Below are 14,748 nucleotides of genomic sequence, written 5' to 3'. Positions count from 1 at the left end.
TATGAGTAGGTTTCTTTCCCTCTGCACCCTACCCCCTGCTTCTTAGCAGTTTCCAGTTAATTTTCTTGTCGTACACCATCTACAATAGGCTTCACTTCGCTACCAGAAAATGGATTTGTGCCACCAGTCCAATTAAAGTCGCTAATGCGGATGCTGAAACCGCCTAATTCCAGCACTGGATTATAACGCAAAGTAATTCCATAGGTACGACGGCTATATTCTAAAATATAGTCTGTGCTAGTTTCTCTACCAGTGTCCAGGTTAATTGCTGTTTGAAAGCCTAAACGAAATGGCCCATAAATTTGCTGTGATATTCCCGCATTTAGCACTTTGTTATCAACTGATCGGTCAAACAAAAAGGGTGATAATCCGCTATTGAAACCCTGAGAATAAGTTAAATTAAAAGCGGTATAGTCTAAATAAGGGCGAGAAAAGTTACCAAATTGTCCTATTAAACCAACTGCACCAGTTAGGGTACTTTGATTTTCGTTATTAGTGTAATAACTACTAGTTCCTGTGACACTGGCAACTGTTTGTAAATAAGGAACTACAGGGTTTGGTGTGTATTTTAATCCTTCACTGGCGGTTGGTGGTAATGGTTTACCCTGCCATAGTAAAAAGCCTTTACTGAGGCTGGCACTACCTTGTAAGCGACCGAGAGAAATTCGATCATTTGTTCGATCTGCTTCTAGTAAGTCTAGGCGATCCGTGTTGGCATTAATATATTGTACGCCTGCTTGATAGTTGAGATTAATACCACTATTACCTAAAGGAATCACCGGAGAGCTAATTAAAGCACCAATACTACTCTGAACAGTTTGAAAACCGAGAGTACCGTTATATAAGCGATCGCGGTAACTATATTCTAAATTTAATATGTGGGGATTAATATCGCCTAATTCTTGGCGCATTCTTACACTCGCCCGCAAATTGTCTTCGACTTGGTTTAAATCAAAACTAGTTAATTCACCAGTACCTTCAATTCTCGTCTGTGGGCTTAAAACGGTATTTAAACTCGTCTTGACACCAAATAACGCAGCTAAATCACCAGTGCCTTCTTCAAAAGCTTTTTGCACAAAAAATTGGGGCGTGATTCGCCAGCGTGTCTGCTCATTATCCACTGGGTTGAAGCCCCGTTCCACAAACAAACCACCACGCCTAGTCCCATCAAAGCCGGGGGAAACTATAAATGGGGAAGCATCTCGTTCAAAACGGTCAATGGTTTGTCTATCTACGGGAATTGGTAAAGAAACTTTTTGGTCAAAGACTAAACGCTGTCCGCTAGTCGTGATAGTTTCTACTAAAGGGGACTCTTGTATCGAAGTAACTTGAGATGCCCGCAACTCTAATTCTGGGGGAGAAAATGGGTCGTTAGTAATCCGCACATCCTCTGCTTGCCAACCGCGTGGATAAAACTCAATGCGTTTAGCTTGAAACCGCAGTCGTCTGACTCTACCCCCGGCTGCTGGCGCGGGGAGATTAGTTGCTTGTGTACCACCTAATGTAAAGTCAATACCGCCTGGGCTACTGATACCAGAAAGAGGCTGATTTCTTCTGACGCGATCGCTTAGAGGACGCTGGAGTTCTCCTGTTGTGTCATCAGTGGATGAAACCGCCAAATCTTGTTGGGCTGAAGGTACGAAGATTTCCCCAATACCGTTTTCTATTTCTCCATTATCTTGAATGAAATTATAGCTAAAGCGTTCTCCCCGTAATACTTGCTCACCTCGTGTTAAGGCCACATTACCTGACCCCACAGCGATTAAATTATCTAAATTTACTTGCAAGCGATCGGCATCCACCACAGCCCCATCAAATCGCACTACTACATTACCTTCGGCGGTGATAATTCGCCGTTGTTCATCATATTCTTGTCGATCTGAGATCACCTCTACAGTTCTCTGTCTCCCTGGCGGCGTAGATGTAGGCTGTTGCTCTGGGGGAGTTGGTGACTTAAATTCTACAGTTGACGGCGTGGAGCTTTCGTTGCTAGGGTTTCGAGACTTAAACTCTAAAGTATTTTGTATTGATTGAGAACTCGGTACATCATTGGGTTCGTCAACAGCAATATTTACACTATCGGGAAATTGTTGTACAGGAATACTACTTTCCTGCTGTTGTGGAGTTGCTATTTCCGCTATGACTTGTACCTTTGGTCTAGTGCTGGGCGCACCAAACTGCTGTTTTGAATAACCAACTGTCTGGGGTTTACCCAAATTGGCAGCACTTTTAGAAGCCGTTAAAGGAGAAAGGGTAGAGGGAGAAAATTCTGGCGGGAAATTTTCTCGTGTATTGGGTGTAGCTAGAGTTTTAGCAGATAAATTATTTTTATTGGCATTGAGAAGATTTGGCCAAAGCAAAGCTGCTTCAGAATCTCCCTCATCGGCGATTTGGGAAATTTTCTGTGGCGTTGGGGATTCTTCTTTGTGTTCTGGGGTAGCAGTCTGATTGGTGACAATCGATGGAAACTGAGTATCACTAGCATAGGAAATAGAATTTGCTAATGGTACTGGTTCAACAATGGGAAGGGTTGCAGATGGCGGAACTGAATGGAGCATATCTGGGCAAATCAAGCTAACAAATAGCCAATTAATAGCCGGAAGGGTAAATTACACCTTTTTCCTTCCGACTTTTGCTTTTTGCCTAAATATAGCAAGCTGCCAAGAGAAGGAGAGTTAGTATTTTCCGTCTTCCGGCAGTTGTGGATAATTTGTGGTAATCCTACTCTGAATCCCGCCGTCCGGGGTTACGAGCTGGATCGTTCGACAAAAATCCAAAGACAAAAATAGCCACAAAGAAGGCAACAACAATATAAACAGCGATTTTTAAAGTCACCATACAAATATCTCCAAAGGGTGTGAGAAAAAAGTTTCTCTCTCAGTATCTGTTGTACAGAAAAGATAACTACCTTATATTACCGAAATCTCGTCCCTTTTTGAGATGACTCTGGTTAATGCCCCTCAGCTATTTTTCGCTCGTTACTCTGAAGACGTTTACTGATAGTAGAGGTTTCCAGGTGTGGCGATAAAGTTGGCTATTTTTTGTTCTCTACAGTCTGCCATCTCTGTTTGCAAAACCGCAACCCATTTCATTCCTCGCTCCTCTGGATTTTCGGTCATTTTCCGGTAAGGGTTTCAAATGTGGTGTCATAGTCAATCTTACTCGGTGCTTACCAGAAATTTGGGTTTAAAGCGTTTTTAGCCTAAGAATTTTCACACTTCTAAGGTGGCGAGTAATCAAGAAGCCACTAAATCTTTGCTGACTCGGCTTTTAATTACTCGTACAGGCGTACCTACTGCCACAGAATAGGGGGGAATATCTTTATTCACAACTGTTCCAGCGCCAATAACGCTGCCTTTACCGATAGTAACGCCATCTAACACCGTTACCCCATGCCCTAGCCAACAGTCATCTTCAATCACGATTCCCTTACGAGTTACGCCTTGGTATCTCATGGGTGTTGTTGGGTCTGCAAATTTGTGGCTATTGGCGTATATTCCCGAATGGGATGCTATCATGCAATGCTTACCAATTTTGATGTTTCCAGGCCCAGCAATACAAACATCAGGAGCGATAAAAGTTTCATCATCAATGGATATGCAAGTGTTATCTAAACACCCAATATCAACGTAGCGCTCAAGTGCCACGCCATTGCCTAAATAAATTTTATTATTTGGGTGTCCTTTTGCATCTATGCGTACACCTTTAAAAATATAGACCTCATCACCCATCTCAATAAAGGAAGTTCCCAGAAATTCCACGCCGTTTTGAATATAAACTGGTTTACCTATCCGAGAAAAAATTTGACGATAGACCAAATTTCGTAATTTTGGCCCAAGAGCAATAGTAGGAATATCTCCCAATAAAGTAGTAATTAATAATTCTTGTAATCGTTGCCATTTTGAGGAGTATCGCTGGTTATTCATGATTAAATATCTTTGATATTGAGTGTTATTCAAACTATTGAAGGCTGACAGAGAAGTTATCCTGTCTTCTGGCAGTAGCACTTATACTGATATATGAAATTCATGAACTTAATTTCTATGTATCCCAAAAAAAATCAATTATTTCTTGAGTTTTCTGTTTAAACAAAAAACTAATTCCTTCATTTGACTCATTCCTAAATGAGCTAATTTTAATGTGGATGAGTTAAAGGACATGGATAACAGTGATGGAATTGTACATACAGCAGATAAATTGCGATGACTAATTCCAATTTTTGGCAGGTTTTTTAGATCAGTTTCAGCAAAATAACCTATTTGCTGGGCTGATGCTTACAAGTGTTACTCAATGCTTTATAGCGCTAAATATCAGAGTAATCAATTAGGTAATTGAGTGTGATTAAATATGCCAATTCTACTTTTTTGGCGGATTTGAATAAATAGACATACTACTGTTATGTAGTTTTTGCCTTCAAGGGTGTTTCTGTCAGCGACGAGGTTCAAAAAGCTTTTGGCGAAAAATTACATTTTGAGGTTTACTGGGTTATCTTAAAATTTACAGATAATTTTCTCCACACAGTAAAATGTAATTCGCATCATTAGTGTTGTTATACGAGGAAATCAAACTTAGGGTGGAGTATCACCAACTTCAGCCATCACATTAAAATTCAGCATCGGTGCAAACAAATAAGCGCTTCCACGATTGCGATGACGACTTTCTTGCAACGAATTTCTAGAGTATGCAGCGCTAATCATGTTACACACCGATGAGTTATAGGCAAACCAAATCACAACGCTAATTACATTAATATTTTTTTGTGATAGTTATTTTCAACGTTAGCACATTTTCTAAAATTGAATCTCTTTTTAAAAAAAAGTTTTAATCACTTTGAGTAATGCAGGTTAATTGAAAATTAAAACAACATTATTGTTTACGTATTCATCACCAATAAGTATTTTATACTTAGGCAAAAAAATACATCTTTTAAGCTTTATCTGTTGCATTTAATCAGGTGAACTATATATATTACAAAGGAATTACTACACATCAAAAAAATTATACCTTTAAGAGAATGTGCATAAATTATAACTGGAGTTAGCTATTTTACCGAAAGCATAATTAAGGTAGTAAATTTGCTTAAAGATTGAGATTTTAATTGACTATGCCAGGAAAGATAGCGCTTGTGTAAAATTTTCAGTGTCGAAATTGCCTCTGTTTCTGGGAAAATCATCAAATAACTAAAAATTGCCTCTTATCTGTTAATTGAAAACAGCTATAATTTTTGATATTTAGATACATTGATTATCTGTTTGCAATTTGTTACAACTGTTAATTTTATACTAGTAAAACTGATTTCTCTTCTCATAGATAGAAGATTTGAGGTAGCACCAAATTTTTCTGTTTGTGCGTTTGGAGATAGTCCATAAAGGAACTTCTAAGTAAAAACAATCACATGAATGTTAAATATGGAATGAATGTGCCGTATTTATAGCTAAAAACTCCTTAAATGTGAGTATATCTCCAAAATATTTTAAATATAGATACGATTGATACTGATTGATTTAATTTTTTTATCCCGCGATCGCCTCTTGCAAACTCACTTCTTTCCTTGTACTTTTTATTCGAGAGCCTAGTGCCGGAGGACGAAAATCAAAAGTCAAAGAGCTTATTCTATAAGTTTTTCATTGATTTGGAATAGTCTGTTTATTTACGCTGTGCTGTACTAGAAGGGGATAAACACTGCGATTATCTACATACTTACTTGAATACTGTAGCAAAAATTACTGGTAATCGGAAATAATTTAAAAAAAGTTAAAATTTGCCGGAAGTATTCGCTGACATAGAATAATTAATTTTTAATATACTAAGTACATGGTTAAGGGCAATCCATAGACTTAAAAATGCCCTTAGTGTAAACTTTATCAGCGACGGAAAGAATAACTCTCAATGCTGAACAAAGTCATTGCAATTTTACAAACACAGTAAAAAGAATTGGCCACATTGGGTAGAGACAGTAATACATACGTAAACAATAGCCAAAATATAACTTGGAGTTTTACCAACCTATGCAGCCAATTCGCACATTTAACGTTTCCCCTTCCTTACCCTCGCGACTCGAACCTCTGCGAAAACTAGCATATAACTTGCACTGGGATTGGAACGTTGAGAGTAAGGATTTATTTCGTCGTTTAGACACAGATTTATGGGAATCTAGTCGCCACAACCCCGTATTGATGCTGGGTACAATCAGTCAAGGGCGACTCTTGGAAGTTGTTGAGGATGAAGGCTTCCTAGCACAAATGGATCGGGCGGCTCGCCAGTTAGAAGACTATTTACACGAGCGTACTTGGTATCAGAAACAACGCAGTCAAAAGCCAAAAGAATGCTACGCCTATTTTTCGGCTGAATTCGGACTTGTAGATTGTTTACCAGTTTATTCTGGTGGTTTGGGTGTTTTAGCGGGGGATCACCTCAAATCTGCTAGTGACTTGGGTTTACCTCTGGTTGGTGTGGGCTTATTGTATCAGCAAGGGTACTTTGCTCAATACCTGAATGCAGATGGCTGGCAGCAAGAACGCTACCCCATGAACGATTTCTATAATATGCCCTTGCATCTGGAGCGTAATCCTGATGGTTCTGAATTGCGGATTGCGGTAGATTATCCAGGACGCAAGGTTTATGCCAGAGTTTGGCGCGTACAAGTGGGAATGGTGCCACTGTATATGCTAGACACCAATATTGAACCCAATAACCCTTACGACCACGACATCACAGATCAGCTGTATGGTGGCGACATCGATATGCGGATTCACCAGGAAATTATGCTGGGGATCGGTGGTGTGCAGATGTTGAAAGCATTGGGTTATGATGTGACTGCGTACCACATGAATGAAGGTCATGCTGCATTCTCGGCTTTAGAGCGTATCCGCATCTTGATTCAAGAAGCTGGATTGAGTTATGACCAAGCTAGACAGGTGGTAGCTTCTAGCAATATCTTTACTACTCATACACCAGTACCAGCAGGAATTGACTTGTTCTCTCCTGACAAGGTTTTGTATTACCTGGGGTACTATGCGGAAATCTTTGGCTTGCCTAAAGAGCAATTTTTAGGGCTGGGGCGCGAAAATACAGGTGATTTATCTGCACCTTTTAGTATGGCGGTGTTGGCGTTGAAGATGGCAACATTTTCTAACGGTGTGGCACAGTTACACGGTGTGGTATCACGCCAGATGTTTCAGGGTTTGTGGAAAAAGGTACCAGTGGAAGAAGTACCGATTGCCGCAATTACCAATGGTGTTCATGCTCGCAGTTGTGTGGCTAAATCAACTCAAGAGTTGTACGATCGCTACTTAGGGCCAAACTGGTCATCAGCAGCACCAGATAGTCCGTTATGGGATCGGATTGATACGATCCCCGATGAAGAATTGTGGCGCAATCACGAACGCTGTCGTTTAGACATGATTGTATATGTTAGAGAACACTTGGTCAAGCATTTACGCGATCGCGGTGCTTCAGCTTCGGAAATTGACCAAGCCCAAGAAGTTCTCGATCCCAACGTTTTAACCATCGGCTTTGCTCGACGTTTTGCTACCTACAAACGCGCTACTCTCTGGATGCGTGATTTGAATAGGATTAAGCAGATTTTGTTGAGCAACAAAAACCGCAAGGTGCAGTTTGTGATCGCTGGTAAGGCTCACCCCAAAGATATCCCAGGAAAAGAACTGATCCGCGACATCAATCACTTTATCCGTGAACAAAACTTGGAAAAACAAGTAGTGTTTGTGCCTAATTACGACATTCACATTGCTCGGTTGATGGTAGCTGGTTGTGATGTCTGGTTAAACACACCCCGTCGTCCACGGGAAGCTTCCGGTACTAGCGGGATGAAAGCCGCAATGAATGGATTGCTGAATTTAAGTGTTCTGGATGGCTGGTGGGATGAAGCTGATTATGTCCGCACTGGTTGGTCAATTGGACATGGTGAAAATTACGATGATCCTAATTACCAAGATGAGGTAGAAGCCAACGCTCTCTACGAATTGTTAGAGAAGGAAGTTGTACCTCTGTTTTATGAGCATCAGGATGTTGATGGCTTACCCCGGTCGTGGATTGAGAAAATGAAAGATGCAATTCGCTTGAATTGTCCTTTCTTTAATACAGCCCGCATGGTGGGAGAATATGCTCAACGGGCTTATTTTCCGGCCAGCGATCGCTATCATATTCTCACGGCTGATAATTACGCTCCAGCTAAGGAATTAGCTAGTTGGAAAGCCAAACTCAGCGAACAGTGGTTTAACATCAAAATCAAAGATATTGATGTATCCACAGGTACGGATATTGAGGTGAACCAAACCGTCGCTGTCAAAGCCAAGGTTGATTTAGCCACTTTGACTAATGATGATGTCCGAGTGGAGTTATACCAAGGTACTATTGATGCCAATGGTGATATTGCCAATGCTGTGCCTGTAGTCATGGATTACCAAGGACAAGATTCACAAAACTTGAGTGTTTACACTGGTAATATTACCTATACTGCCTCTGGTTTACAAGGATTGTCTTTGCGTGTTTTACCCCACCACCAACACTTAGCTAGTCCTTATGAGCCAAGATTGATTGCTTGGGCGGAATAGAAAGTGCTGAGTGCTGAGTGCTGAGTGCTGAGTGGGGGGAGTAGGAAAGGAATTTCTCTACTTCCCTAGCTTCTAATTTCTAGCCCTATTTTTTCGGGGATGACGATGTAGCCTGTGGTGCGATCGCCTAGCACTAGGTTACGTTGTTCTCCCCAATACCACCAGTTGGCTGCTACATACGCACAAATTAAGCTATCTAGTTTGTCTTCGGCTGCTTTGAGTCCTGCGCCTGTGGTGGGGATTTCGGAATTAAAGGAACCACAGAGGCGCAGAGTACACAGAGAAGGAGTCAGGGTGGGAAGAATATCAAGAATATAATTTTTTAGTTTAATTAATTCTAAGCGACGCTCATTGATGCGTCCTTTTTTATATTTCAGGATGCGTTCTAAGTTGAATAAATTAACTATTGCTGGATGGGGAAACACTTCGATTTGATATCTGCCAAGTTTTTGGGGATCAATGGTGGGTGCATGATCAAATCCACGGGATTCTAGTGCTAAACCAAAGTTAATGGTGCGTTCTGCAAAGGGTAATTTTTGATTAGCTGGATAGCAGCCAGCGTGATATTTGCCAAAGTATTTGTGTGTCAGTTTATCGGGGAGACGACTACCAATAGCGTTGGGGATCAAGGTGGGCGCATCTACTCCAATTATGGCTGCTTCTTTTGGTTCTACAGTTTTATCTATCCAAGCAAGAATATCTACAATTAATTCTATGCGGTCTAAATCTATTATTTGCAGTTCCCCTGCTATTAATTCTAAACAGCATAAGCCGCTTGGTTGCGATTTCCAGCCTAAATCAACGCCGATAAATTTCATTTTTTTTAGGGTAATTCTACCATCATACTAGGTAATGAAGAACCCCAAAACTTGGCAAAAACACTCGCACCTAAATTCAGGACTGATACTGTTCAGAATGGGAAAATATCACTGTACAGACTCTAGCTCATAAACCATATCTTTTTGTGGTTTCACTGGCTGTAATACGGCAAGTTGTGATTCTAGCAGCGCCTTTACCTCATAACGATACTTGAAGAAGTGTTCACCCACACCCAAGGCTGTCAAGTAATCGTACAATAAACGGGGTTTAGTTAGAGCGATCGCCACTAATTGCCACCAGAAACGCAACCGAGTTGAACGCACCACACCCTGTCGCCAGCAAATCGTCACAAATAAACGCATCTCAGTCCCAGTTAGATGACGCTGAGTTTTACCCCGCCAACCATTCATCATGCGAAAATGGCGGAAGGTACGCTTTAAATAAGACATCGGTTCATAGATGTGCCAAAATGCTGCGATGTATTCTTGGGTAATTTCTGCTATTGGCCGCATCGGAACAAAGTTCATAATTGCACCCTGGTGAACTGTTCCTAAATTATCCAGTAATCTGCCTTCCTGCTGGAGACGATTCCACATCGCTGTATTTTGCAACGCTTGCAGCAAGCTCAACATTGCTTGAGGAATACCAGTCTCTTCAATAAATTGTTCAATCCGTTGACCAGCACCAGGACGTTCATTATCAAAGCCCATAATAAAACCTGACATAATCTGTAGTCCTGCCCGTGTAATTTTGTGGCAAGATTCAATTAAGTCATGACGTGTATTTTGAACTTTATGAATACCCACAAGACTATCTGTATCAGGGGTTTCGATTCCCATAAATACCATCGTAAATCCTGCTTTCACCATCAACTCAATTAATTCGTCATCCTCTGCCAAATTGAGCGAAGCTTCGGTGATTAAAATAAACGGGTAATCATGTTCTTCCATCCAGGGAATCAGGGCTTTTAGAAATACCTTGGCATTACGTTTATTACCGATAAAATTGTCATCCACTACAAACACATATCGTCGCCAGCCTAAATCGTAAAGAACTTGAAATTCCTGGAGCATTTGTTCTGGTGTCTTGGTGCGAGGTTTGCGTCCATATAAGTTGATAATGTCGCAAAACTCACATTGAAACGGACAACCACGGGAAAATTGGACTGTGATTGCTAAGTAAGCATCCAGATCCAGCAAGTCAAACCGAGCAATTGGTGTTTGGGTAACATCAGGTTTTTCTGGGGATCGGAAAATTCCCTGTTGCTCACCCTTTGCCAGAGCATCTAAAAACATGGGAATAGTACATTCACCTTCATCTAAGATTAAATAATCTGCTCCCGCTTCCAAAGCAAATTCTGGTACGGATGTTGGAAAAGGTCCACCTACAGCTACCTTTTTACCCAAGGCTACCCCTTTTTGAATTAGTTTCTGGAAATCCTGTTTCTGGATAATCATTGCAGAGATGATCACCAAATCACACCAATGCCAATCTGTATCTGTCTCTAGAGAGATATTGCGATCTACAAATCTGATTTCCCAATCACTCGGCAGCATTGCGGCTATTGTAATCAAACCCAATGAGGGATTTGTAGAACGTAAACCAGCCAAATCAAGGGTTTCCTGGTAAGACCAGAAAGAGTTAGGCATAATTGGCCATAGTAATAAGGCTTTCATAAAGCACACACCCCGGCATAGGAATTTATTACTTCCCAGGTTACTGTTAGTTTTTCTAGCAAATATTAAGTTTTATGAAAATTACTTGTAAAAATTACACATATATAAATTGAAGTCAAAGAACAGAAAGAAATTAGCAATTAGCGTATATCTCTAACTTGACTTTGGAGAAAAGCAATAAACTCTAATGTGACACATAGTCCGTAGACTGATAGTCCATAGACATTCACAATCGGCACATGAATGAGTCGAAACAAAAGATTCTTTGTGCTTTGGGTTCTCTAGTAAGGAAATACAGAACAGAACAGGGGATTTCACAAGAAGAGTTAGGACTACGTGCTAACTTAGATCGCACATACATATCCGGTGTAGAACGTGGAGTCAGAAACCCTTCCCTCACTGCTTTGGTAAGTCTTGCTAATGGCTTAGGCATTAGTGTTTCTATTCTTCTCAAAAACCTAGAAATAGAAGCAGATAAAATACAGTGAACAACCAACAAGATTTAGGAGAAACAATTCGGCATCAGTTGAATAAAGCCCCAACCCAATTGAAAGTCTTTAATTTGTTGTCAGATCAAAAATAGCATTGCCGTGGACATGAAACAAAAGAAATTGGATCTGATCAGTATGCAGGTGGGGGTGGTATTCAAGGATTACAACGTGGTAATAAACAACGACCTGGACTTGTTATTGAAACTGAAATTAGATATTGTGAAATTTGTGGCAAAAAAACAACGTGGGATCATTGGACAGGTGAGATAAAATTATCTAATTCGGCTGCTAATATACCAGCTTCGTTAGTTAAAAGAATTCTCACAGTTTATTCATATATAGATATCATAGAACAGAGAGAACGAGCTGCTCATGAGTTAGTAATTGATCACAGGTTTCCGATGGAGCGTTGGGGAGCCAGTGAGCCTCCACACTTAAGCTCTATGAGTGAGCATGAAATCAGGCAAAAGTTTCAATTACTGAAGAAAGATACATCTGGTAATCATAATCTTTTGAAATCTAGAAGTTGCGAGCGTTGTATTAAAACTGGTAAACGAGGTACACCTTTTGGTATTCAGTTTTGGTACGAAAAAGGTGAAGATTGGCCTTCTATACATCAGCGTGGTGTTGAGGCTGAAGAAGGCTGTGTTGGATGCGGTTGGTATGATTTTGCTGCGTGGCGTAATGCCCTAAATGAAAAATTCAATCAATCTGCTCAATAATAGTAGCTTTAACTAAATTTTTGTGATTAATTGCAATATCATTTAAATAAGGAATAAGTGCATAACCAATACACTCGGACAAACGTGGTGGGACGGCATTACCAATTTGCCACATAGCTTTTTTCATAGTTCCTTCAAAAATAAATGAATCAGGAAAGGTTTGCAATCTTGCCATTTCTCGTGCTGAAATTACCCGATTTAAATATGGGTGAATATGAGTACCACCATGATTTTCTTTTACAGTCATACTTGGTTTACCAACATATTGTCGTTTGAACGCATCTACAAATTTTTCATATAACGAACCACCAGGAGGAACTTGAGCCAGACGTTCCATATATTCCGGTGAATGTTTAGTCCAATCATGGTTAATCTCTGCGATGGGAGTGTATTCTGGTAAGTCAGAAATGGCTGACTCAATAGGTTTATATTCTTCAATGCTTAATTGAGATTTAGGATAAGGGTTTGGCATTCCAAATCTATTAGCTATAAAAATAGCTCTTGGTCGAATTTGTGGTACTCCATAAGCAGCAGATTCGAGAATTGCCACAGAAATGTGAGGATAACCAATAGACTTAAAAGCTTCAATAATTGCTGTTTTCACACTGCCTTTTTGAATTGTCAAAATACCTGGTACATTTTCCATCACTACATACCAAGGGCGTATTTCTGAAACTACACGTACAAATTCATAAAATAATCTATTGCGCGGATCTTTCGGGTCACGCTTTCCTGCTACTGAAAATCCCTGACATGGTGGACCACCAACAACAACATTTACTTCATGTGAGCCAATTTGTTGCAGCCAATCTTGGGCAGAAAATTGTTCAATATCTCCACAAAAGTGATGACATTGGGGGAAATTTTTGTTGTGAGTAGCAGAAGCAATTGGGCTAATTTCTACACTAGCTAATGGTATGAATCCAGCTTGTGATAACCCTTGTGTGATTCCCCCCGCACCACAAAATAGATCCACAAATGTATATTTAGATAATAGATTTGGTGGATAACTGATATCAACAAATGTCTTATATTGATCAGAATTATCTCTATCTAGTTCGCGCTGAATACGCTCATAACGTCCTAACTTTGGCTGCTTTTGCTTTTTGATAGGATTACGCTCATCCTTATGAGGAAAAAGGTCAAGTTGTGTTCCTTGCATTGGATGCTTGATATTAACTTCTGGCTAAGTGTGACATATTGTCTACAATAGATCAAGCATACCTCGTCGTCAAAACCAGGGGCTAGAACACTGAACAACATCTATTTTTGTCAGCGTACTGTCCAGAATCCTTGAGATAAAAATCATCACTTAACAGCCAGTTGTCCGGGAAAGTGTCAAAATTGAATGAGTTTTGTAATCGCCACTTTATAGAGGGCGGATTTGAGATAAATTAAGTTGAAATTTATGGGCAAGCAGCGTATTCTTTCTGGAGTTCAACCAACGGGTAATTACCATCTGGGTAACTACTTGGGAGCTATTCGCAACTGGGTAGAAGGTCAGAGCGAATACGATAATTACCTGTTCGTGGCTGATTTGCACGCGATTACAGTCCCACACGACCCCAAACTGTTAGCTTCTGATACTTATACCCTGGTGGCGCTTTATCTGGCTTGTGGTCTGGATTTAAATCACTCTACTATTTTTGTGCAATCTCACGTTTCTGCCCACAGTGAACTTACCTGGTTGTTTAATTGCATTACACCTTTAAACTGGTTGCAAGACATGATTCAGTTTAAGGAAAAGGCGATTAAGCAAGGTGAAAATGTGAATGTCGGCTTGCTGGATTATCCTGTGCTGATGGCTGCTGATATTTTGCTATATCAAGCTGATAAAGTGCCAGTAGGTGAAGACCAAAAGCAACACTTGGAATTGACAAGAGATATTGTTAACAGATTTAATCACCAATTTGGTAAACCTAACAAGCCAGTCATCAAGTTACCAGAGCCTTTAATTCGTAAGGAAGGCGCAAGGGTGATGAGTTTGGGGGATGGTACGCGCAAAATGTCCAAGTCTGATCCTTCGGATTTAAGCCGGATTAATTTACTAGACCCACCAGAGCAGATTCAATATAAGATTAAGCGTTGTAAAACTGATCAGGTTCGGGGTCTAACTTTCGATGATCCAGAACGTCCAGAGTGTAACAATTTGTTAAGTTTGTATATGCTGCTGTCTGGAAAGAAGAAGGAAGAGGTAGCCGCAGAATGTCAAGATATGGGTTGGGGACAATTTAAGCCTTTGTTGATAGAAACCACAATTAATGCTTTAACGCCTATACAGGAAAAATATCAGGCGGTGATGGCAGATAAAGCTTATCTAGACTCGGTTTTGCGGGAAGGACGACAAAAAGCTGAGGCGATCGCTAATCAAACTTTGGCACAGGTAAAAACGGCTTTGGGCTATACTCTACCTCTGTAAAGGTTTCACTTTTGGGCGTAATTCGTTATAGCCTTTAAGGAAACCGAA

General features: G+C 40.4%; 11 protein-coding genes. 4 read left to right on the top strand and 7 right to left on the bottom strand.

Annotated elements, in window-relative coordinates; genetic code table 11:
* Positions 1–56: 56 nt before the first annotated feature.
* The 4 genes from VB654_RS15750 to VB654_RS15735 form a co-directional block, all read right to left on the bottom strand.
* On the bottom strand, positions 57–2,558 hold the full coding sequence (locus VB654_RS15750) for a DUF3769 domain-containing protein (protein ID WP_323214718.1): 2,502 nt from the start codon (positions 2,556–2,558) through the stop codon (positions 57–59).
* A gap of 163 nt (positions 2,559–2,721) precedes the next feature.
* Positions 2,722–2,838 (bottom strand): photosystem II reaction center protein I, encoded by a 117-nt coding sequence (locus VB654_RS15745; RefSeq protein WP_280652617.1) that lies wholly within the window; start codon positions 2,836–2,838, stop codon positions 2,722–2,724.
* A 398-nt stretch (positions 2,839–3,236) separates the two neighbouring features.
* Complete coding sequence (locus VB654_RS15740) at positions 3,237–3,926, bottom strand: acyltransferase (RefSeq protein ID WP_323214717.1); 690 nt, start codon at positions 3,924–3,926, stop codon at positions 3,237–3,239.
* A gap of 642 nt (positions 3,927–4,568) precedes the next feature.
* Positions 4,569–4,697, bottom strand: coding sequence for a hypothetical protein (locus VB654_RS15735; RefSeq protein WP_017804434.1), 129 nt, complete (start codon positions 4,695–4,697; stop codon positions 4,569–4,571).
* A 1,311-nt stretch (positions 4,698–6,008) separates the two neighbouring features.
* Here VB654_RS15735 and glgP point away from each other — a divergent pair.
* The gene (glgP, locus tag VB654_RS15730; protein WP_323214716.1) at positions 6,009–8,573 is read left to right on the top strand and encodes an alpha-glucan family phosphorylase; all 2,565 of its coding nucleotides are present in this window, start codon (positions 6,009–6,011) and stop codon (positions 8,571–8,573) included.
* Between the two features lie 65 nt (positions 8,574–8,638).
* Here glgP and VB654_RS15725 read toward each other — a convergent pair whose 3' ends face one another.
* Positions 8,639–9,391 carry a DUF429 domain-containing protein gene (locus VB654_RS15725; RefSeq protein WP_323214715.1) on the bottom strand — a complete coding sequence of 251 codons (753 nt, stop codon included), beginning with the start codon at positions 9,389–9,391 and terminating at the stop codon, positions 8,639–8,641.
* Positions 9,392–9,499: 108 nt separating this feature from the next.
* Entirely contained in the window at positions 9,500–11,068 is a 1,569-nt protein-coding gene (locus tag VB654_RS15720; RefSeq protein WP_323214714.1) for a B12-binding domain-containing radical SAM protein, read from the bottom strand.
* A gap of 239 nt (positions 11,069–11,307) precedes the next feature.
* Between VB654_RS15720 and VB654_RS15715 the strand changes: the two genes are divergently transcribed.
* Together VB654_RS15715 and VB654_RS15710 are read left to right on the top strand one after the other, a co-directional pair.
* Complete coding sequence (locus tag VB654_RS15715) at positions 11,308–11,556, top strand: helix-turn-helix domain-containing protein (RefSeq protein ID WP_271918831.1); 249 nt, start codon at positions 11,308–11,310, stop codon at positions 11,554–11,556.
* Between the two features lie 446 nt (positions 11,557–12,002).
* Positions 12,003–12,281, top strand: coding sequence for a hypothetical protein (locus VB654_RS15710; RefSeq protein ID WP_323214713.1), 279 nt, complete (start codon positions 12,003–12,005; stop codon positions 12,279–12,281).
* Here the strand turns inward: VB654_RS15710 and VB654_RS15705 are convergent.
* Positions 12,262–13,443 carry a DNA cytosine methyltransferase gene (locus VB654_RS15705; protein WP_323214712.1) on the bottom strand — a complete coding sequence of 394 codons (1,182 nt, stop codon included), beginning with the start codon at positions 13,441–13,443 and terminating at the stop codon, positions 12,262–12,264. The two genes, VB654_RS15710 and VB654_RS15705, sit on opposite strands and share 20 nt — an antisense overlap.
* 246 nt (positions 13,444–13,689) lie before the next feature.
* Between VB654_RS15705 and trpS the strand changes: the two genes are divergently transcribed.
* On the top strand, positions 13,690–14,700 hold the full coding sequence (gene trpS / locus VB654_RS15700) for a tryptophan--tRNA ligase (RefSeq protein WP_323214711.1): 1,011 nt from the start codon (positions 13,690–13,692) through the stop codon (positions 14,698–14,700).
* Positions 14,701–14,748 lie beyond the last annotated feature (48 nt).

This window comes from Nodularia sp. UHCC 0506, assembly GCF_034931045.1.
Lineage (GTDB): Bacteria > Cyanobacteriota > Cyanobacteriia > Cyanobacteriales > Nostocaceae > Nodularia.
Note: the sequence above shows the minus strand (reverse complement) of the source record. Positions and strands in the feature narration are given on the sequence as shown.

Bases quoted from the DNA above. Each gene is read 5' to 3' on its own strand.
- VB654_RS15715 (WP_271918831.1), top strand. From the start codon at position 11,308: ATGAATGAGTCGAAACAAAAGATTCTTTGTGCTTTGGGTTCTCTAGTA.
- glgP (WP_323214716.1), top strand. From the start codon at position 6,009: ATGCAGCCAATTCGCACATTTAACGTTTCCCCTTCCTTACCCTCGCGA.
- VB654_RS15740 (WP_323214717.1), bottom strand. From the start codon at position 3,926: ATGAATAACCAGCGATACTCCTCAAAATGGCAACGATTACAAGAATTA.
- VB654_RS15720 (WP_323214714.1), bottom strand. From the start codon at position 11,068: ATGAAAGCCTTATTACTATGGCCAATTATGCCTAACTCTTTCTGGTCT.
- VB654_RS15745 (WP_280652617.1), bottom strand. From the start codon at position 2,838: ATGGTGACTTTAAAAATCGCTGTTTATATTGTTGTTGCCTTCTTTGTG.
- VB654_RS15710 (WP_323214713.1), top strand. From the start codon at position 12,003: ATGAGTGAGCATGAAATCAGGCAAAAGTTTCAATTACTGAAGAAAGAT.
- VB654_RS15705 (WP_323214712.1), bottom strand. From the start codon at position 13,443: ATGCAAGGAACACAACTTGACCTTTTTCCTCATAAGGATGAGCGTAAT.
- VB654_RS15735 (WP_017804434.1), bottom strand. From the start codon at position 4,697: ATGATTAGCGCTGCATACTCTAGAAATTCGTTGCAAGAAAGTCGTCAT.
- trpS (WP_323214711.1), top strand. From the start codon at position 13,690: ATGGGCAAGCAGCGTATTCTTTCTGGAGTTCAACCAACGGGTAATTAC.
- VB654_RS15725 (WP_323214715.1), bottom strand. From the start codon at position 9,391: ATGAAATTTATCGGCGTTGATTTAGGCTGGAAATCGCAACCAAGCGGC.
- VB654_RS15750 (WP_323214718.1), bottom strand. From the start codon at position 2,558: ATGCTCCATTCAGTTCCGCCATCTGCAACCCTTCCCATTGTTGAACCA.